Here is a 21,159-nt window from a genome sequence, read left to right as displayed (position 1 = left end):
ATGAAGAAACAAATTCTGATGTTTGCATTATGTTGCCTGACGGCATGCTCTTCGTCGTCGGCGACAAAAGAAAACGAGCCGGAAGAACAGCCGAAGAATGTCTATCGCAATCCGGTGATAAACTACAGTTTGCCCGACCCTTCTGTGATAAAGGGCGGTGACGGCTACTACTATCTGTATGCCACCGAGGACATACGTAATCTGCCGATTCACCGTTCCAGGAATCTGGTGGATTGGGAATATGTAGGTACTGCCTTTACCGACCGTACCCGACCTGATTTTGAGCCGAACGGCGGTTTGTGGGCACCGGACATCAACAAGATAGGTGATAAATACGTACTCTACTATTCCATGTCCGTTTGGGGAGGCGAGTGGAATTGCGGCATCGGTTGTGCCACTGCTGATAAACCGGAGGGACCTTTCAAGGACCACGGGAAGATGTTCCGCAGCAATGAAATCAATGTGCAGAATTCCATCGACCCTTTCTACATAGAGGAGGGAGGAAAGAAATATCTTTTCTGGGGCAGCTTCCGTGGAATCTATGCGATTGAACTGTCCGATGACGGCTTGTCTTTGAAGGAAGGTGCCACACCGCAGCAAGTGGCGGGAACCGCTTACGAGGGTACTTATATCCATAAGAAAGACGGACATTACTATTTCTTTGCTTCCATAGGAAGTTGCTGTGAGGGGTTGAACAGTACCTACACTACCGTTGTAGGGCGTTCGGACAATCTTTTCGGCCCCTACGTCGACAAGAAAGGCGGTAGCATGATGGACAACAAGCACGAAGTGCTGATTCAGAAAAGCAATACCTTTGTGGGCACCGGCCATAACTCCGAGATTGTGACGGACAATGCCGGTAATGACTGGTTCTTCTATCATGCGGTGAGCACGAAGAATCCTGAAGGCCGCGTATTGATGCTAGATAAGATTAGCTGGGAAGACGGATGGCCGACAGTAGAAGGCTCCGTTGCATCTACAGAATCGGAGAAACCTGAATTCTGACGAGTATGAAGAATTTTATTTTAGTATCCTTGTTGGCCTTGCTTATGATGGGCTGTAAAACATCGAATGGAGGTGCCTTGGAAATAGTGGAACCTACCGTTGAAATGCGGGATAATCCCGAAGGAGTAGCTTCGTTTGCTCCCTGTTTCTCATGGCAGTTGGCAACCGGCAAGCAGGATGTGATGCAGACTGCTTATCAGATTGAAGTGGCAGATTCGGAAAAGAGTTTGCAGACCGGGGCCGGGCTGGTATGGAACAGTGGTCGTGTGGAGTCCGACCAGTCGGTGCTGGTGAAATATGCAGGGGCGCCTTTGGAGTCGGGACAGAAATATTATTGGCGTGTCACGGTATGGACAAATACCGGTGACAAAGCGCAAAGCAATGTCCGGCATTGGTCAATGTCCTTGCTGGACAGTTCGGACTGGAAAGCCGGCTGGATTGGACTGAACGACAGTACAAACTTGAAACTGGACGGTGAACGGACCATCCTTCCGGCACGTTATCTGCGGAAGGAGTTTGATTTGCCGTCACAGCCGAAGCGTGCAGTCCTTTATGTTTCGGGAGTAGGCTCTTCCGTATGCTATATGAATGGCGAGAGGATTGGAAATGATGTATTCGGTCCTTTGCCTACCTGGTACGATGCTTCTGTATCTTACCTGACTTATGATGTCACCCCCTTGTTGAAGTCCGGTACCAATGCGATAGGCGTGGCTCTGGGCAACGGCCGCTATCTTTCCATGCGCGCCAATGGGATGGTAGGTTTTGGTTTGCCCCGTCTCATGGCGCAGTTGAATATAGAGTACGACAATGGTGAGACGGTGTCGGTAGTCAGCGATGATTCCTGGAAAGCGACGAACCACGGTCCTATAACTGCGAACAACGAATTTGACGGTGAACATTACGATGCCCGCTTGGAATTGGGTAAATGGACGGAAAGCGGCTATGATGATTCCGGATGGCAGTTGGCCGAACGGATGGAGGCTCCCAAAGGAAAACTTGTGGCACAGCTCTCTCCGAGTCTGAAGGTGATGGAGGAGATAAAGCCAATATCCGTTAAATCGGTAGGTGATGGAAGATATATCGTGGATATGGGGCAGAATATGGTAGGAATACAGCAGGTGAAACTGCGTGGCAAGAAGGACAAGCCCATTACTATGCGTTTTGCCGAAGTGCTGAAGGACAATGGTACGGAACTGTATCTTGACAACCTGCGCAGTGCCCTTGTCACGGATATTTATACTCCTGCCGCTGACGGTGAGTTTGTTTGGGAACCGTTGTTTGTTTACCATGGTTTCCGTTTTATGGAAATATCCGGTTTGGACTATGAACCGGCAGCGGATGATTTCACCGGTAAGGTGGTGTATGATGAAATGGCAACGAACGGTACGTTCGAGACTTCCGAGGAGTTGATTAACAGACTTCACAAGAATGCCTATTGGGGAATCCGTGGAAACTATCGCGGTATGCCTACCGACTGCCCCCAGCGTGATGAACGTCTTGGATGGCTGGGCGACCGCACTACCGGTGCCTATGGTGAAAGTTTCATTTTCGGCAATGCCTTGATGTATAAGAAGTGGCTGGTGGATATAGAAGAGTCCATGAATGAAAATGGAAGTATCTCTGTGGTATCTCCCCGTTACTGGACCATCTTCCATGATGACGTGACTTGGCCGGCTGCCTATTTTTACGTAGCCGACATGCTTTACCGCCAGTTTGGCGATGATAGCTCCATCAAAGAGCGCTATCCGTCCATGAAGCGCTGGGTAAACCACATGACGGAGACCAAAATGAAGGACTATATTCTGGTGAAGGATGAATACGGGGATTGGTGCATGCCTCCCGAGTCGCCGGAGCTGATTCATTCGGAGGACCCTGCCCGGAAGACGAACGGCGAAGTGCTGAGTACAACGGTGTTTTACAGCATTCTGCAACTGATGGAGAAGTTCGCGCAAATGAACGGACTTCCGGCAGATGCCGAAGAGTATGCCGCACTTGCTATTAAAATCAAGGACGCTTATAACAAGAAATTCTTCAATCCCGGGACTGCACAGTATGACAACAATACGGTGACGGCGAACCTGCTTTCCCTCAGACTGGGTCTGGTTCCCGACGGATATGAAGATAAAGTATTTGCCAATGTCGTGGAGAAGACGGAAAAAGACTGTAAGGGACATGTCAGTGCCGGTGTGCTTGGCATCCAGCATCTGATGCGCGGACTTACCGAGTACGGTGGACTGGAACTTGCCTATAAGATAGTGACCAATGACACTTATCCCTCATGGGGCTACATGATTAAGAAGGGTGCAACCACCATTTGGGAATTATGGAATGGTGACACGGCAAATCCGGCGATGAATTCAAGAAACCATGTGATGCTTTTGGGAGATCTGCTGATATGGTTCTATGAGGATCTTGCCGGCATAAAGAATACTCCCGCTTCCGTCGGGTTCAAGCAGATTCTGATGGAACCGGTATTCCCGGAAAAACTGAATTATGTGAATGCTTCGCATGTATCGCCTTATGGCAGAATAGGAAGTTCCTGGAAACGTGATGGCAATAAGCTGGAGTGGAACGTTGAGATTCCTGCCAATACAACCGCTACGGTCAAGCTGCCGCTTGACTTCCATGTACAGGTAGATGCCGGTCAGGCGGGGATTCATTCCGTGGAGGAGGCTGACGGTAAGCTGGTAGTCGAATTGGGCTCCGGCAAGTATGTATTCATGTCTGAATGATATTTTTCTAACAACAATAAAACAGATGTAACTATGAGACTAAAAAGATTGTTTTTGGGGGTAATGCTTTTGGTGGGCATTACGGGTGCCGGAGCGGCAAATGCTGCTCCGGAAGACATCTCTGCTTCTATTTCCTTGAAAGTGCCGGGGAATGATGCCAAGCAATATCCGCTGGCCTTGCAGAAGATGCAGGATGGTATGTACAGCTGCCGGGCTTCGGAAACGTTGCCGTTGGACATCATCCGCCAGGTGGTGGACAAGGATGGCAAACAGCGCATTACCGTCACACTCAAGGCGCTGGAAAATGTGTATTTCAACTACGGGGAACAGATAAAGACCGGTTACAAGCATTCGGACTGCCAGTTCTACATGCCGGGCTTCTGGTATCGCCGCAACCTGCGTTCGCCGAAGGAAGCTCCTTCTTTCCACACATCGGACAGTTGGCTGGTGCGTGAGGACCGTTTGAGCACTCCGCTGACGGCAGCTTTCAATCCGGCAAGCGGTACGTCCATGTCGGTTATCCGTATTGACAAGTTCGACAAGGAAGCTTTGACCACTCATAAGGAGGGAGAGGTAATCTTGTCCGGCGAGACTTCCATCGGATATACCGGTTTCTGCAATGTGGATGGTGTGACTGTCTTGGCATACGGTTTCCCCTATAAGGAAGCACCGAAGACATATATCCGCAAATTGACGCTGGCTCCTGCCGTTGAGGCTTTCCAGTTGCTGCGTAAGGGCGATAGCATCTCCATGACTTGGGAGGTGTCCGAAAGGAATGCTGCCGATTTCTCGGAATGCGTACAGCGCACCTGGGAGTATTGTTATGACACTAACCGCCCGAAACCGGTTGACACACCTTACACGGTGGACCGCATGAAGGAGGTGATGAGCAACTTCTTTGTGGAAAGCTATGTCAGCAATACCTCCACTCATTATTATTCCGGTGTAGAGTTGGAGACTGCTACTTGTGCCAATACCGATGTTGCCGAAGTGGGCTTTGTGGGACGTACGTTGCTGAACGCTTTCAATGCTTTGGAGTATGGCAAACAGCAGAACCGCCAAGACCTGGTGGACAATGCCAACCATATCTTTGACACTTATCTCCAGAACGGTTTTTCGCCTGCCGGTTTTTTCAACGAAGTGGTACACTATAACCGCGGCTTCAAGGAAACCAGACATAGCATCCGCCGTCAGTCCGAAGGCGTATATGCCATTCTGAACTATCTGAACTACGAGAAACAGCAGAAGCGTAAACACCCCGAATGGGAGAAACGCATCAAGGGCATGCTGGACAGCTTCCTCAAGTTGCAGAACGAGGACGGCAGCTTCCCGCGCAAGTTCAAGGATGATTTCTCTATCGTGGATGCCAGCGGTGGTAGCACGCCTTCGGCAACATTGCCTTTGGTGATGGCGTCCAAGTATTTCAAAGACAAGCGTTATCTGGCAAGCGCCAAGCGTACGGTAGACTATCTGGAGAAGGAACTGATATCCAAAGCCGATTATTTCTCTTCTACGCTGGATGCTAACTGCGAGGACAAGGAAGCCTCCTTGTATGCTGCTACGGCTGCTTATTATCTGGCTTTGGTTACCAAAGGAGAAGAGCGTGCACACTATGCCGGTCTGGCAAAGAAAGCCGCTTATTTTGCCTTGTCATGGTATTATACTTGGGATGTTCCTTTTGCCGAAGGTCAGATGCTGGGAGATATCGGCTTGAAAACCCGTGGTTGGGGAAATGTGTCGGTAGAGAATAACCATATCGATGTATTTATCTTCGAATTTGCCGATGTGCTGCATTGGCTCTCCAAAGAGTACAACGAGCCGCGCTTCTCTGACTTTGCCGAGGTGATATCCACTTCCATGCGCCAGTTACTGCCGTATGAAGGACACATGTGTGGCATTGCCAAAGTAGGCTATTACCCGGAAGTGGTGCAGCATACCAATTGGGATTACGGACGTAACGGAAAGGGATATTACAACAATATCTTCGCTCCGGGCTGGACGGTTGCTTCTTTGTGGGAGTTGTTCACTCCGGGACGTGCGGAGCAGTTCTTGTTGAAAAAATGATAGTCTAAACAGTAACCAATATTGTATTTATGAATAAGATGATGACTTTGTTGGCAAGCGTGATGCTATTGGCATCGGCTTGCACGGGCAAACAGGCGAGCGAAAAGACTGCTTCGGGACTGGAACCTGCCAACTTCCGTACGGAAGTGGATGGCAAGCAGACAGACTTGTTTGTTTTGAAGAATAAGAATGGTATGGAAGTTTGTATTACGAATTTCGGCGGACGTATTGTATCAGTGATGGTGCCAGACAAGGATGGCGTTATGCGTGATGTGGTGCTGGGCTTCGATTCCATTCAGGACTACATCAAGTTCCCTTCGGATTTCGGCGCTACCATCGGACGTTATGCCAACCGTATCAACCAGGGTAAGATTACAGTGGATGGGGTAGAGTATCAGCTGCCGCGCAACAATTACGGTCATTGCCTGCATGGAGGTCCCAAGGGATACCAATATCAAGTGTTCGATGCCCGCCAGTTGAGCAGTCAGGTTCTGGAGTTGACTTATCTGTCGAAAGACGGAGAGGAGGGCTTCCCGGGTAACCTGACCTGCAAGGTCACTTTCTCGCTGACAGATGACGATGCCATCGACATTCGTTACAGTGCCGAAACGGACCGTACCACTGTTGTCAATATGACGAACCATTCTTACTTTAACCTGGACGGTGACCCCTCCAAGTCCAATTCGGATTATCTGCTCACTATTGATGCAGATGCTTATACCCCCGTGGACAGTACCTTCATGACTACCGGTGAGATTGTTTCCGTAGAAGGTACGGATATGGATTTCCGCACTCCTACTGCTGTTGGCGCCCGTATCGACAATGACTTTGAGCAGTTGAAGAACGGCAAGGGCTATGACCACAACTGGGTACTCAATACGAAGGGCGATGTCACCCGCCCGTGTGCCACCCTCGAATCTCCCTCAACGGGTATTGTGCTTGATGTCTATACCAACGAACCGGGCATTCAGATTTATGCCGGTAACTTCCTGGATGGCACACTGACCGGAAAGAAAGGTATTGTGTACGGTCATCGTGCTTCTGTCTGTCTGGAGACTCAAAAGTATCCCGATACGCCCAACAAGCCGGAATGGCCTTCTGCATTGCTGAAGCCGAGAGAGAAGTATGACAGCCATTGCATTTATCGCTTCTCGGTGAAGAAATAAATATAAGGCAGGCATAGCCTGCCTTTATGGGATGGATATAAATATGACAAGAAGCCTGAAGTATTGAGGCGTACGTTTGTTTGTCCCTATATCTTTGGTGACGGAGAGGAACATTCCATCATTTCCCATTGGAAGTATAATGATGGTTATGGCAGTGTTGAACTTATTAGAGTAACTATAGATGGTGTGGATGCCCGCATCGAATCAGGAACAGACAAATATCACCCGTTAGTTGTCGTTGTGTTGGCAAAGTAACTTGTTTTTCTTAAATACTCTGTCTTGGTAAAATCAGCACTTTATCAAGACAGAGTTTTTATTCTTTGGAATTACCGCATCGCCAGCGCCTTATTCTCCGCCTCCTCCATAATCTCCCGTTCTCCCGGCCCTTTGTCATTGATTCCGCAAAGGTGGAGGATGCCGTGGATGATGACCCGGTACAGTTCACGTTCGTAGTTGTTATCGGCGAACTGTTCCGCATTGGTGCGTACGGTATCGAGGCTGATGAAGAGGTCACCGCTAAGGCGGTTGCCTTCACAGTAGTCGAAAGTGATGATATCTGTGTAATAATCGTGTTGCAGATATTGGCGGTTCACTTCGAGTATCTTCTCGTCCGAGCAGAAGATATAGGCTATTTCACCGACTCTTTTTCCGTAAGTGGCGGCTACGGATTTTATCCATTCCGTTGTTTCACGTTTCTTGATGGAGGGCATTTCAACGCCGTCTGTCTGATAACTAATCATTTTATTTACAATTTTACGATTTACGATTGAAATTACATTCCTGTGATTAAGACAGTTTCTTTAGAAGAAGAACATATAACTGATAATAATCGCTGCAATGATGCCGGAGAAATCGGCAATCAGCCCACACGTCACGGCATTCCTCGTTTTGGTGATACCTACGCTGCCGAAATACACAGCAAGAATATAGAATGTGGTGTCCGAAGCGCCACGTGCCACGCAACTCATGCGTCCTACAAATGAATCGGCGCCATACTGTTTCATGGTGTCAATCATCAGTCCGTTGGCACCGCTGCCGCTCAGTGACTTCATCAGGGCAGTGGGTAGGGCACCTACAAAGCTGGTATCTACACTGAATAGTCCTACTACATAACCGATACCGTTCACCAGTATATCCATGGCGCCGGAAGTGCGGAAAACGGCGATTCCAACGAGAAAAGCAACCAGATAAGGGATAATGCGTATGGCAGTGGTGAAGCCTTCTTTGGCCCCTTCGATGAAGGCATCGTATACATTGATTTTTTTCCATAGCCCCCAGAGGATGAACAGCAGGATGATGGAGAACAGCAGTATGTTGGCAATTAAAGTGGAATATACACCCATTTCATCACGGCTAATCTGTGTGAACAGATAAATGAGCGCGGCAAAGAAAAGGCTGATGCAGCCAATCAGGATAAGTATGGGCTTGTTCAACAGGTTGATGCGTTGTGCAATGCTGACGGCAATGACACCGACAATGGTCGAGATGGCGGTCGTTATCAGTGTGGGGATAAAGATGTCCGTGGGTTGGGCGGCACCCATCTGCGAGCGGTACATCATGATGCTGACGGGGATAAGTATCAGTCCTGAAGTGTTGAGTACAAGGAACATGACCATCGGATTGGTGGCGGTGTCCTTTTTAGGGTTCAGTTCCTGGAGTTCCTTCATGGCTTTCAGTCCCATCGGAGTAGCGGCATTGTCCAGCCCCAGCATGTTGGCAGAGAGATTCATGAAAATGGAGCCCATGGCAGGATGTCCTTTCGGTATTTCGGGAAAGAGACGGCAGAATACCGGACTCAGCCAACGGGAGAGGGCATTGATCATGCCGCTGTTTTCGCCTATTTTCATCACGCCGAGCCAGAGGGCGAGTATTCCTGTCAGTCCCAGGGATATTTCAAAAGCTGTTTTGGAAGAGGAGAAGGTGGAGTTGACGAGTTCTGTGAATATCTCCACATCACCCATAAAGATGAGTTTGCAGAGGGCTACGATGAATGCGATGACGAAGAAAGCTACCCAGATGTAATTTAAAACCATGTATCGTTACTTTGTTTCTAGTGGATTAATATTTGTTTTCGTTAGCAAGATTCCAGGCGTTGAGGAAAGCTGCTTTGGTTATTTCTATCATTTTCTCCCAGTTCAGCCAGTCGGTGTGGTCCGAAGGCTGGTGATAATCGGGATGTCCGTCTGTGTGGTACCAGATGATGGGGATGTTGCACAGGGCAAAAGAAGCATTGTCACTTCCTCCCGTGGGGCGGTCCCAGGCGCGGTAGTCCGGTTGCAGGCGCAAGCTGTAGCGTGCAATGTCCTGCTTCAGCCAGTCGCCGAATACGGGGTGGGCGGCGGTGTAGAAGTAGACAACGTGTTGAGGCTGCTCGGGCTTATTGTTACGGCCTATCATGTCGAAATTGAGATAACCTTTCACCTGGCTGATGAAAGGACAGCTTTGTACAAAGTATTTGGAGCCGAGCAATCCCTTTTCTTCCCCATCCCAAAAGGCAAAGATGACCGTGCGCAGAGGCTTCTGTCCGGTGGCAAGAAATGCACGGGCTATCTGCAGGACGGCAGAGACACCGGAGGCATTGTCGTCTGCACCGTTGTATATCCGGTCGTTTGCCAGCGTCTCGTCCACACCCAGATGGTCGAAGTGGGCACCTACGATGACATATTCATCCGGTCGTTCTCCCGGGATGGTTCCCAATACATTACTCATCTGCAGGATGCGGTGGACGCCTTGTTCGAGGATGGCGATGGAGTCGGGATGCACTTGCCACCGTCCCCGTTGCTGGCGCTCCTTGTTGTATGCCTCGAAGGGTTGATAATAATTGTCCTTTTCCAGCGGGGCAATGCCGGCTTCTTTCAGGCAGGATGCCAGATAGCGGGCAGCCAGTCGTGAACCGTGCATGCCTGCTTCGCGTCCTTGCAGCTCATCGTCGGCCAGAAAGCCGACAATAGCCTTGGCCGAAGTGCGGCTGATGCTTTGCAACCCCTTTTCTTGTGGAGATTGTGCATGTAAGGATAGTGCGAAAGAAAGGCAGCAGATTGCTCCCAAAACAGCTTTATACATGTCGTACGGTTTTAAGGATTGGACATACCGGTTGCAAAATTAAAGATAACTTTCCATAGTTTCTATATAAATGTTATATTTTTGTCCATTGGTGGATGAATTCAAATCCGTGTAAATCAAATGAGAGAAGGATGAAAAAGAAGAATGAAGCAGTGGAAACCGTCTTGTGCGAACGTGTGCTTTCGGCAGAAGAAGTGGCGTGCATCTCGGTACAGATTCAGCAGGAATTGGAGGCGTATATCGACCCGGTGAAAAGGGAGTATCTTCCCCGTTTCTTCAAGACCGGAAAGGGGCAGTATGGCGAGGGGGATAAGTTTCTGGGAGTGGTGGTACCCAACACCCGGCAGGTGGCAAAGCAGCACAAGCACGAACCTTTTGGGGTAATGGCAACCTTGCTTCAGAGTGAATGGCACGAGTGTCGCCTTTGTGCCTTGCTGATGTTGGTGGAGCGATTCAAAAAGAGCGATGAAAAGGGGAAAAAGGAGATTTATGACTTTTACCTTTCGCAAACGGGCCGTATCAATAATTGGGATTTGGTCGATTTGTCTGCCCCCGGCATTGTGGGCGAATATTTGAAAGACAAACTTCGTAAAGACCTCTACCGGCTGGCGGATAGTCCGCTGCTTTGGGACCAGCGCATTGCTGTGGTATCTACCTATACTCTTATCAAAAATGGTGATTTCATCGATATATTAGCCCTTTCGGAACGGCTGCTCCATCATAAGCATGACTTGATGCAAAAGGCGGTAGGATGGATGCTCCGGGAGATGGGTAAGCGGGACAAGGACTTGCTGGTGCAATTCTTGGAGAAGCATTGCAGGACGATGCCCCGTACCATGTTGCGCTATGCGATAGAGAAGTTTTCGGACGAGGAGCGGAAGGAGTTCATGAAGCGTTGATGGACGAGAGGCAGTGTTTTATCATTCCTTCTATCGCTTATCTCAAAATAAATTAGTTATTTTGCAGAAAACAAAGGAATCTGGAATGGAACAAGAAGATTTTGATATACGCAACCAGCAGCCCGTCACCAGCCGAGAACGTGATTTCGAGAACGCTCTCCGTCCGTTGAATTTTGAGGATTTCAGCGGGCAGGACAAGGTGGTGGACAATCTGCGCATATTTGTGAAAGCTGCCCGCCTGCGTGGCGAGGCGCTGGACCATGTGTTGCTTCACGGCCCTCCCGGATTGGGAAAAACAACACTCAGCAATATCATAGCCAACGAACTGGGCGTAGGTTTCAAGATAACTTCCGGTCCGGTACTCGACAAGCCGGGAGATTTGGCGGGAGTGCTTACCAGCCTGGAGCCGAACGATGTACTTTTCATCGACGAAATACACCGGTTGAGCCCCGTAGTGGAGGAGTATCTGTACTCGGCCATGGAGGACTACCGCATTGATATCATGATAGACAAAGGTCCTTCTGCCCGAAGCATACAGATTGACTTGAATCCTTTCACGCTGGTGGGAGCCACCACTCGCAGCGGTCTGCTGACAGCTCCGTTGCGTGCCCGTTTCGGCATCAACCTGCATCTGGAATATTACGATGATGATGTGTTGAGCGGCATTATACGTCGTTCGTCCGGCATTCTCGATGTGCCTTGCTCCGTAAGGGCTGCCGCCGAGATTGCGAGCCGCAGCCGTGGCACACCGCGTATTGCCAATGCATTGCTGCGGCGTGTACGCGATTTTGCCCAGGTGAAAGGTTCGGGGAGCATTGACACGGAAATCGCACAGTTTGCCCTTGAGGCTCTGAATATCGACAAGTATGGTCTGGACGAGATAGACAATAAGATACTCTGTACCATCATCGACAAGTTCAAAGGCGGTCCGGTGGGATTGACTACCATCGCCACTGCTTTGGGCGAAGATGCAGGTACGATAGAGGAAGTCTATGAACCGTTCCTGATAAAAGAAGGTTTCCTGAAACGCACTCCCCGTGGGCGTGAAGTGACGGAGCTTGCCTACAAGCATCTGGGGCGAAGCCTCTATAGTAGCCAGCGTACCTTGTTTGGCGACGAGTGATTCATTTTAAGAAAACGAATACAGAGATGCGGAGACATAAAGTCTCTCTTTCCTCTTATCCTAAAAAACTCTGTGCCTCCGTGCCTTTGTGTTCATAACAACCATTAAAGAAGTGGCCGGATTAAAATCATTGGCAAAAGAAACTGCCATTTATGGGTTGAGCAGCATTGTGGGGCGTTTCCTCAATTACCTGCTGGTGCCCGTATATACCATGGCGATGTCCGCACAGAGCGGAGGCTATGGCGTAGTGACGAATGTATATGCATGGGTGGCGCTCATGCTGGTGTTGTTGACGTGCGGCATGGAGACCGGTTTCTTCCGCTTTGCCAATAAAGGAGAGGATGACCCGATGCGGGTGTACTCCACGACATTGCTCAGTGTGAGTGTGGGGGCGCTTACCTTTCTTGCATTGGGATTGCTGTTCCTCAACCCCATTGCCGGATGGCTGGAGTATGGTGACCATCCCTGGTACGTGGGCATGATGATGATTGTGGTGGCGATGGATGCTATTCAAAGCATTCCTTTCGCTTATTTGCGCTACAAGAAGCGTCCCATTAAGTTTGCGGCACTCAAACTGCTGTTCATCTTCCTGAACATTGCACTGAATCTGCTCTATTATGTAGGGATGAAAGGGGATGACGTGGGCTATGCCTTCCTTTTCAATCTGATATGTACCTCTACCATCATGCTTTGCATGATTCCGGAGTTGCGTGGGTTTGCCTACGTGCTGGACAGAAAACTGCTGAAGCGGATGCTTGCTTATTGTCTGCCGTTGCTGGTACTCGGCTTGGCAGGTATCCTGAATCAGGTGGCGGATAAGATTATTTTTCCTTTTGTCTATCCGGATGAGGCGGAAGCTTCCGTACAGTTGGGCATTTATGGGGCTGCCAGCAAGATTGCCATGGTGATGGCGATGCTTACACAAGCCTTCCGCTATGCATACGAGCCTTTTGTCTTCGGGAAGAGCCGGGACAAGGACAACAAGCAGATGTATGCGCAAGCCATGAAGTTCTTCATCATCTTCACACTGCTGGCATTCCTCGCTGTCATGTTCTATCTGGACATCCTGCGCCATATTATCGGTCGCGACTACTGGCCGGGGTTGCGGGTAGTGCCCATCGTGATGGCTGCCGAAATCTTTATGGGTATCTACTTCAATCTTTCCTTCTGGTACAAGCTGATTGACGAGACGCGTTGGGGCGCTTATTTCTCCCTGATAGGTTGCACGGTACTGGTAGTGATGAACATACTTCTGATTCCCCGATACAGCTATATGGCTTGTGCCTGGGCAGGCTTCTGCGGTTACGGCATCGCCATGCTGCTGTCTTACTTCGTGGGGCAGAAGAAGTATCCCATTCAGTATGACCTGAAAGCCATTGGTGGCTATGTATTACTTGCGGCAGTTCTCTACCTGGCAGCAGAGTATGTCCCGATAGATAATATCTACCTGCGTATGGCATACCGAACTATATTGTTGCTGGTCTTTGTGGTCTACATCGTGTGGCGTGATATGCCTCTCGGCAGTATCCCCGTCATCAACAAACTGATAAGGAAACAGTAAATTCAATCGTAAATCGTCAAATCGTAAATATTATGGATTCTGATAAAAGAAACTCCTTTGCCGTCAAGACCTTTCTGAAAGAGTATCTTGATTTGCGTAAAGACAAGGACAATGAACTGGAAACTGTAGACTCCATCCGTAAGGGAGTGGAATTCAAGGGAGCCAATCTTTGGATTCTGATATTTGCCATATTCATGGCTTCGTTGGGGCTGAATGTGAACTCCACCGCTGTGATTATCGGTGCCATGCTCATCTCACCGCTGATGGGACCTATTATGGGTGTGGGGCTTTCCGTGGGACTGAATGACTTTGAATTGATGAAACGTTCATTGAAGAGCTTCCTGATAACCACTTTGTTCAGTGTGACTACAGCTACCATATTTTTTCTGGTCAGCCCCGTTGCCGAAGGGCAGTCGGAATTACTGGCACGTACATCGCCCACTATTTATGATGTATTCATCGCCTTGATGGGCGGCTTGGCAGGTGTGACTGCGCTTTCTACCAAAGAGAAAGGAAATGTGATTCCCGGCGTTGCCATTGCCACGGCGCTGATGCCACCTCTCTGTACGGCAGGTTACGGGCTGGCAACGGGCAATCTGATTTACTTCCTCGGCGCATTCTACCTTTATTTTATCAATTCCGTGTTTATCAGTCTCGCCACTTTTGTAGGGGTGCGTGTGATGCATTTCCAGCGTAAGGAGTTTGTAGACAAGAATAGGGAGAAGAAAGTGCGCAAATACATCATCCTGATTGCAGTGCTGACCATGTGCCCTGCTGTGTATCTGACGGTAGGAATCATTCAGGATACCTTCTTTGAAAGTGCCGCCAACCGCTTTGTCAACGAGCAACTCTCCTTTGAGAATACGCAGGTATTGGACAAGAAGATTCACCATGACGGCAAGGGTCATGAAATACGTGTAGTGTTGATAGGGCAGGAGGTGCCCGAAGCTTCCATTGCTATTGCCCGCAGTAAGATGAAGGACTATAAGCTCGATAACACCAAGCTGATTGTGCTTCAGGGCATGAACAACGAAGCGGTGGATATTTCTTCCATCCGTGCCATGGTGATGGAAGATTTCTACAAGAACAGCGAGCAGCGCTTGGTGGAGCAGAAACAGCAGATTGAAACTCTTGAACAGAATCTGGAAAGATATAAAACCTTCGATGAATTGGGCAAAAAGATTATTCCCGAGTTGAAGGTGCTCTATCCATCGGTGAAGACAGTCTCAATATCTCATGCGATTGAACTGACGGTAGATTCGGTACGGGTGGATACAGTGACCCTTGCCGTATTGAAGTTCGGCAAACACCCGGCTGCTCACGAGAAGGAAAAGATTGCCGAATGGCTCAAGGCACGTACGGGAGCCAAGCAATTGAGGTTGATTACGGAATGACAACATCCCCCGAGGGGATAGAAATATACTTATTTGGCATGAAATTAAGATTTATACTGATAGCCGTCTGCTTCCTCCTCTCTCTGCCGGGACAAGCGGATGAAGGGATGTGGATGCTGGGAAACCTGAACAAGCAGACACGCCGGACCATGAAAGAGCTGGGTTTGCAGATGCCTGTTAATAAGCTATACAATACGAAACGCCCGTCGCTGAAGGATGCGGTAGTCAGCTTCGGAGGCTTTTGTTCCGGGGTGGTGGTGTCCGGGGACGGGCTGGTGTTTACCAATCATCATTGCGGTTTCAGCAGCATACAGCAGCATTCGTCTGTGGAGCACGACTATCTGAAGGATGGTTTTGTGGCACATAATCTTAGTGAGGAGCTTCCTAATCCGGAACTTTATGTACGTTTCCTTTTACGTCAGGAAGACGTGACCCGCCGCGTGCTTGGGGCGGTAAAGCCGGATATGGATGAGGCGGGGCGTACGAGTGCGGTCGATTCGGTGATGCTGGTTATCGGCGAAGAAGTTTCCCGCAAGGACTCCACGTTGGTAGGCATTGTGGATGCTTACTATGGAGGCAACGAGTTCTGGCTTTCCGTTTATCGCGATTACAATGACGTGCGTCTGGTGTTTGCACCGCCTTCCTCGGTAGGCAAGTTCGGCTGGGACACTGACAACTGGGAATGGCCGCGCCATACCGGTGATTTCTCCGTATTCCGTATCTATGCCGATAAGCATAACCGCCCTGCCGATTATTCTCCCGACAATGTTCCCTACCGTCCCGAATATGTAGCCCCGATTTCCCTTGACGGCTACCGTGAAGGTTCCTTCTGTATGACGCTGGGCTATCCGGGTAGCACGGAACGCTACCTCTCCTCTTTCGGCATCGAAGAGATGATGACTACCACCAACCAGGCGCAGATAGATGTCCGTGGTGTGAAGCAGGCCATCTGGAAGCGTGAAATGGATAGCCGCGACAGCATCCGTATCAAGTATGCTTCCAAATATGACGAAAGCTCCAATTACTGGAAGAACAGCATAGGGGTGAACCGTACCATTAAAAAGTTGCATGTGCTGGATAAGAAGCGTGCCTTGGAAACCGAACTCCGCCGATGGATACAGCAGACCCCAAAGGAACGGGAACACTTGCTGCACCTTTTCACTGATTTGGAGTTGAACTACAAGAGCCGCCGCGAAGCTTATCGCGCCAGGGCTTACTTTGCCGAGTCTTTCCTGAACGGCCCGGAGCTGATACAGCTTGCTTTGTCCATCCTTAATTTCGACTTTGAAGGCGAAGAGAAAACGGTGGTTGCCAATCTGAAAGCCATCGTTGAGAAGTATGCCAATCTGGACTTGGGCATTGACAAGGAAGTGTTCGCGGCACTGCTGAAAGAATACCGTTCCCAAGTGGATTCGACCTACCTTCCCGAGCTCTACCAGACAATTGCAACAGAATACGGAGGCAACGAGCGTACCTACGTAGACAGCCTTTATGCCCGTTCGGAGCTGACCACGCCCCGTGGATTGAAGCGCTTCTTGGAGCAGGACACCACCTATCAGATATATAACGACCCTGCCATCAGTCTGGGTATCGATCTGATTACAAAACTATTCGAGATGAACATGGAGGTCCAGCAGGCCTCCGGTGAAATCGAGCGGAATGAGCGCTTGTTCAATGCTGCCGTGCGGCGGATGTACGCATCCCGTAACTTCTATCCCGATGCCAACTCCACCATGCGCTTGAGTTTTGGCACTGTGTGCGGCTATGCCCCGTCCGACGGAGTGAAATATGATTATTATACCACCACGATGGGCATTCTGGAGAAAGTCAGAGCCCATGCAGGCGATGTGGATTTTGAAGTGCAGCCCGAATTGGTATCCCTCCTTTCCTCCGGTGACTTTGGCAGATATGCCGATGAAAAGGGTGAAATGAGCGTTTGCTTCATTTCCAACAACGACATTACGGGAGGCAATTCCGGCAGTGCCATGTTCAATGCCAGAGGAGAGCTTCTGGGACTTGCCTTCGATGGTAACTGGGAAGCTATGAGCAGCGACATCCTTTATGAACCGAAGATGCAGCGCACCATCGGGGTGGATGTGCGTTACATGTTGTTCATGATTGAGAAATATGGAAAGGCAGGTAATCTGATTCAAGAGCTGAAGATTGCCAATCCTTAACGTGTGCTTCCCTGCCTATGCTTCTTTATGGGTGATATTTCCTAAATAACTCCGCGGATACGGTCATCGAATGCTGAAAGCGCCGCTTTAGCCCCTTCGCCCATAGCGATGACTATCTGCTTATAAGGAACATTTGACACATCTCCTGCGGCATATACTCCCCGAAGTGTCGTACGGCAGAAAGTATCGATTTTGATTTCCCCTGCCGGAGTCGTTTCCAAGCTGTCGCGGAATGGGGCACTGTTGGCTGCCAGACCGATTTGTACGAAGATACCATCCAAGGGATAGTCGCGTTCCTCGCCGGTAAGACGGTCTTTGATGCGGATGGAAGTTACATTTTCCCCGTTTCCATCGACTTTTGTGGTCTGCGACGAGGTGAAGATTTCCACATTTGGCAGATTTCGGGCTTTCTCCTGCAACACTTGGTCGGCTTTCAGCGTATCGGCAAACTCGAATATGGTTACTTTCTTGCAGATGCCTGCCAAGTCGATGGCAGCCTCGATACCTGAGTTGCCTCCACCGATGACGGCTACGTGCTTGCCTTGATAGAATGGTCCGTCGCAATGCGGACAGAAAGCTACGCCGCGTCCGATGTACTCTGCTTCGCCTTCCACATTCAGTTTGCGCCAGCTGGCACCCGTTGAAATGATCACTGCCGGTGCGGTGAACACTTCGCCGCCTATAACGGAGATACTCTTCTCCCGGCCTTGCAATTCCACCTTCTCTATCTTCCGCTCCTCGAAAATCTCTATCGGGTAGTGCTCTATATGGGTACGGAGTGCATTGGCAAGCTCTGTTCCGGTAGTTTGTGGAACAGAAATAAGGTTTTCGATGTCCACAGTCTCTTTCACCTGCCCACCGATACGCTCGGCAACGATGGCAACCCGCAGTCCTTTACGGGCTGAGTAGATGGCAGCGGAAGCTCCGGCAGGACCGCCTCCGAGCACCAATACGTCGAATTCTCTTTGTATGGGTGTTTCGTCCGTTTGCGGAGCGCTACCGAAGGTCTGTTCCAGCTTTTGCAGCAATTCGCCGAGCGAACCCCGACCCACGTGCAACAGTTTGCCGTTGGCGTAGACAGACGGCACGCCTTGAATCTTCAGTGCATCCACTTCCTTCTGATAGAGGGCGCCGTCCACCATCTCATGAGTGATTTGCGGATTCAGGAGTGTGATGATGTTCAGGGCTTGTACCACGTCCGGGCAGTTGGTGCAGGTCAGTGATACATACGTTTGCAGGCGGACGGGGCCTTGCAGGGCCTTGATGCGGCGGCTGATGGCTTCGTCCGGTAGATTTTTCCCCTTTCCATCGGCATTCAGTACGGCAAGCAGGAGAGAGGTGAACTCGTGTCCACTGGGTATGCCCCGAAACTTTATGCCGGTCTCCACACCTTCTTTCAGTAACGTGAATTCCAGTCCTGGGTTGTCGGTCTCGGTCAATAGGCAGGACAGCTTCTCGGAACAACTTGCCACATTATTCAAGAACCCGATGAACTCTTGGGCTTGCTCGTGTTCCGGATTATAGGTGATATGGAAGATATAGCGGGCTTCCAAATGCTGGAATACGCTCCGCACTTGATCTAAAATACTTGTTTCTAACATGATTAATATGGGCTGTTAAGGTTGGACGAGAGGGTACCGTCGGTTTCTCGTATTGGAACTAACGGTGCCAAAGTGGGAAACACATTTGGCACCGTTTAGGAATTAAATCTTTCCTACGAGGTCAATGCTTGGTTTCAAGGTTGCGGCTCCCTTTTTCCACTTGGCCGGGCAGACTTCACCGTCATGTGTGGCTACGAACTGCGCAGCTTCCACCTTGCGCAGCAACTCGTCTGCATTGCGTCCGATGTTGTTGTCTTGTATTTCGGCAATCTTGATTTTACCTTCGGGATTCACGAGGAATGTACCGCGATAGGCCATACCTTCTTCTTCAATCATCACACCGAACGCGCGGCTCAGTACGCCGGTCGGGTCGGCCAGCATCGGATACTTGATTTTGCGGATGCTTTCGGAAGCATCGTGCCATGCTTTGTGCACGAAGTGCGAGTCTGTACTTACAGAATATACTTCTACGCCCATTGCCTGGAATTGGTCATATTTCTCGGCGATGTCCACCAGTTCGGTAGGGCATACGAAGGTAAAGTCTGCCGGATAGAAGAAGAAAATGGCCCATTTGCCTTTTACGTCTTCGTGGGATACTGTTTTGAAATTTCCGTTTTGGAAAGCCTGAACTTTGAATTCAGGAAGTTGGGAATTGATAATCGGTTCCATAATTTTTCTTTTTTTTATAGGTTTAGTTCTTTGTTTTTCTCGTTGCAAAAATATAGCATTTTTTCCCGATAGAACAAGAAATCTGATTGAAAGGTTTTATGGACCGATAGATAAAATCTATACAATGGCTTGGGTTGCCTTCAGAGAGAGCATTTCCTTAGGTATAGAGGACTTAATCTCTTTAGTCAGTGCTTCCAGCAGAGTATGGCGGATAAAGTTCTTGTTAGTGAGCATCACGATTTGCCGGGTAGGGCAGGGAATGGCGAAGGGGCGTACCAGTTCTTTCTGGATATCCCCCAGTTGCAGAACGGCCAGTTCGGGGATGAAAGTCACACCTTTACCGCTTTCTACCATGCGCATGAAAGTCTCCATGCTGCCCAAGTGATAGGCAAGCTGGCTGGCGCGTGCCGACTTCATCTGGCAGAAACGCACCAGCTGATCGCGGAAGCAATGACCCTCGTCGAGCAACCAAAGCTGTTCGCCGTTCAGGTCCGAAGTACGGATTACCTCGCTGTTGAAGAGGATGTCTTTGCGCGACACGTAGACAAAGAATTGTTCATAGAACAGCGGTGTCTGCTGCAGCTCTTCCATACCTGCCAGACTCGCTACGATACCTGCGTCTATTTCTCCCGTCTGCAGGGCTTTCTTGATGTCGTTTGTTTTCATTTCGATTACCCGGATGTCGAGGTCGGGGTATTTCTTCATCAGTTGAGGAAAGAAGCGAGGCAGGAGGTAAGGAGCCACGGTAGGAAGTATGCCCAACTTGAAGGTACCGGTCAGTGAATGTTTTTCTTCTTCTATAATATTCTTTATACGGTTGGCTTGAACCAATATCTTCTGTGCTTGTTCTATGATGAGGATACCGACGGGAGTGGGGCATACCGGTTGCTGGCTGCGGTCAAAAATCCGGGTATCCAGTTCCTCTTCCAGTTTCTGAATCATGGCACTGAGGGTGGGCTGTGTTACGCGGCAATATTCGGCTGCTTTGGCAAAGTGGCGGAACTGGTTGACGGCAAGGATGTATTCCAATTGTTGTAAAGTCATGATGAACAAGGCATTTGAAGGTTATGTATAGAATTCGTCTATGCAAAGATAGAAATTATCTGTTTGACAAGTTTTGATTTACCCCTTATCTTTGTAATACCCCAAAGAAAAATAGTATAAATATTTAAAACAATAGAATTATGAAAACTTTAGATTACTTGTATTTGAATGAAAAGAAAGTGGCTGGTGTAGCATCAGCATTGCACCAATTGTTGGCCGATTTCCAGGTACATTACACCAATCTGCGCGGTATGCACTGGAACATCAAGGGACACAGTTTCTTTGTGCTGCACGAGAAGTTCGAGAGTATGTATGACGATACCGCCGAGAAGATTGACGAAATTGCAGAGCGCATCCTGATGCTGGGTGGCGTGCCCGAAAATAAGTTCAGTGAATACCTGAAGGTTGCCAACGTGAAGGAAGTGTCAGACATCTCTTGTGGCAGTGAAGCTGTAGATCATATCCTCGGGACATATGGCTACCTGATTGGCGAAGAAAGAAAAGTGATTGAATTGGCAAATGAAGCTGGCGATGACGTGACAGCAGATTTGATGACTAGCTACTTGAAAGAGCAGGAGAAGATGGTCTGGATGCTTGTTGCATTCAGCACGAAAAGTTGCACGAAATAAAAAGTCGTAAAAAGATAATAGAGTGATAAAAC

The 21,159-nt window shown here is 49.3% G+C and carries 17 protein-coding genes; 11 read left to right on the top strand and 6 right to left on the bottom strand.

The genetic code is table 11. The features are described 5' to 3' along the window. From HUX74_RS08775 to HUX74_RS08755, 5 genes are all read left to right on the top strand, one after another. Entirely contained in the window at positions 1-1,005 is a 1,005-nt protein-coding gene (locus HUX74_RS08775) for a family 43 glycosylhydrolase (RefSeq protein WP_119961994.1), read from the top strand. 5 nt (positions 1,006-1,010) lie between these two features. After that, complete coding sequence (locus HUX74_RS08770; RefSeq protein WP_174646513.1) at positions 1,011-3,737, top strand: glycoside hydrolase family 78 protein; 2,727 nt, start codon at positions 1,011-1,013, stop codon at positions 3,735-3,737. 33 nt (positions 3,738-3,770) lie between these two features. Beyond that, positions 3,771-5,801 carry a hypothetical protein gene (locus HUX74_RS08765; RefSeq protein WP_174646512.1) on the top strand — a complete coding sequence of 677 codons (2,031 nt, stop codon included), beginning with the start codon at positions 3,771-3,773 and terminating at the stop codon, positions 5,799-5,801. 29 nt (positions 5,802-5,830) lie between these two features. Further along, positions 5,831-6,967, top strand: coding sequence for an aldose epimerase family protein (locus HUX74_RS08760; protein WP_174646511.1), 1,137 nt, complete (start codon positions 5,831-5,833; stop codon positions 6,965-6,967). A gap of 63 nt (positions 6,968-7,030) precedes the next feature. Continuing rightward, a complete protein-coding gene (locus HUX74_RS08755; protein ID WP_226791286.1) occupies positions 7,031-7,222 on the top strand; it encodes a hypothetical protein in 192 nt (63 codons plus the stop codon). 71 nt (positions 7,223-7,293) lie between these two features. Here HUX74_RS08755 and ybeY read toward each other — a convergent pair whose 3' ends face one another. From ybeY to HUX74_RS08740, 3 genes are read right to left on the bottom strand one after another with little or no spacing between them, the layout of a single operon-like run. Further along, positions 7,294-7,707 carry an rRNA maturation RNase YbeY gene (ybeY, locus tag HUX74_RS08750; protein WP_005826129.1) on the bottom strand — a complete coding sequence of 138 codons (414 nt, stop codon included), beginning with the start codon at positions 7,705-7,707 and terminating at the stop codon, positions 7,294-7,296. A gap of 60 nt (positions 7,708-7,767) precedes the next feature. Then, on the bottom strand, positions 7,768-9,000 hold the full coding sequence (locus HUX74_RS08745; protein ID WP_117964322.1) for a nucleoside recognition domain-containing protein: 1,233 nt from the start codon (positions 8,998-9,000) through the stop codon (positions 7,768-7,770). 25 nt (positions 9,001-9,025) lie between these two features. After that, on the bottom strand, positions 9,026-10,030 hold the full coding sequence (locus HUX74_RS08740) for a M28 family metallopeptidase (RefSeq protein WP_174646510.1): 1,005 nt from the start codon (positions 10,028-10,030) through the stop codon (positions 9,026-9,028). 131 nt (positions 10,031-10,161) lie between these two features. Between HUX74_RS08740 and HUX74_RS08735 the strand changes: the two genes are divergently transcribed. The 5 genes from HUX74_RS08735 to HUX74_RS08715 all read left to right on the top strand — a co-directional run bounded on the left by HUX74_RS08735 (position 10,162) and on the right by HUX74_RS08715 (position 17,184). After that, on the top strand, positions 10,162-10,929 hold the full coding sequence (locus HUX74_RS08735; protein WP_117964320.1) for a DNA alkylation repair protein: 768 nt from the start codon (positions 10,162-10,164) through the stop codon (positions 10,927-10,929). 85 nt (positions 10,930-11,014) lie between these two features. After that, on the top strand, positions 11,015-12,052 hold the full coding sequence (ruvB, locus tag HUX74_RS08730) for a Holliday junction branch migration DNA helicase RuvB (protein WP_034525480.1): 1,038 nt from the start codon (positions 11,015-11,017) through the stop codon (positions 12,050-12,052). A 112-nt stretch (positions 12,053-12,164) separates the two neighbouring features. Next, entirely contained in the window at positions 12,165-13,613 is a 1,449-nt protein-coding gene (locus tag HUX74_RS08725) for a lipopolysaccharide biosynthesis protein (protein WP_117964361.1), read from the top strand. Positions 13,614-13,645: 32 nt separating this feature from the next. Beyond that, positions 13,646-15,007, top strand: coding sequence for a TIGR00341 family protein (locus tag HUX74_RS08720; RefSeq protein ID WP_117599877.1), 1,362 nt, complete (start codon positions 13,646-13,648; stop codon positions 15,005-15,007). A 38-nt stretch (positions 15,008-15,045) separates the two neighbouring features. Next, positions 15,046-17,184, top strand: a complete 2,139-nt coding sequence (locus HUX74_RS08715; protein WP_138345209.1) for a S46 family peptidase — start codon at positions 15,046-15,048, stop codon at positions 17,182-17,184. 41 nt (positions 17,185-17,225) lie between these two features. Here the strand turns inward: HUX74_RS08715 and ahpF are convergent, their stop codons facing one another. The 3 genes from ahpF to HUX74_RS08700 all read right to left on the bottom strand — a co-directional run bounded on the left by ahpF (position 17,226) and on the right by HUX74_RS08700 (position 20,498). After that, positions 17,226-18,785, bottom strand: a complete 1,560-nt coding sequence (gene ahpF / locus HUX74_RS08710; protein WP_174646509.1) for an alkyl hydroperoxide reductase subunit F — start codon at positions 18,783-18,785, stop codon at positions 17,226-17,228. 102 nt (positions 18,786-18,887) lie between these two features. Then, complete coding sequence (gene ahpC, locus HUX74_RS08705) at positions 18,888-19,454, bottom strand: alkyl hydroperoxide reductase subunit C (protein WP_117599875.1); 567 nt, start codon at positions 19,452-19,454, stop codon at positions 18,888-18,890. Between the two features lie 117 nt (positions 19,455-19,571). Then, a complete protein-coding gene (locus HUX74_RS08700) occupies positions 19,572-20,498 on the bottom strand; it encodes a hydrogen peroxide-inducible genes activator (RefSeq protein WP_131225677.1) in 927 nt (308 codons plus the stop codon). Between the two features lie 140 nt (positions 20,499-20,638). Between HUX74_RS08700 and HUX74_RS08695 the strand changes: the two genes are divergently transcribed. Then, complete coding sequence (locus HUX74_RS08695) at positions 20,639-21,127, top strand: Dps family protein (protein ID WP_117599874.1); 489 nt, start codon at positions 20,639-20,641, stop codon at positions 21,125-21,127. Positions 21,128-21,159: the final 32 nt, after the last annotated feature.

It is taken from the genome of Bacteroides sp. Marseille-P8574 (assembly GCF_902825465.1).
GTDB classification, from domain to species: domain Bacteria; phylum Bacteroidota; class Bacteroidia; order Bacteroidales; family Bacteroidaceae; genus Bacteroides; species Bacteroides uniformis.
Note: the sequence above shows the minus strand (reverse complement) of the source record. Positions and strands in the feature narration are given on the sequence as shown.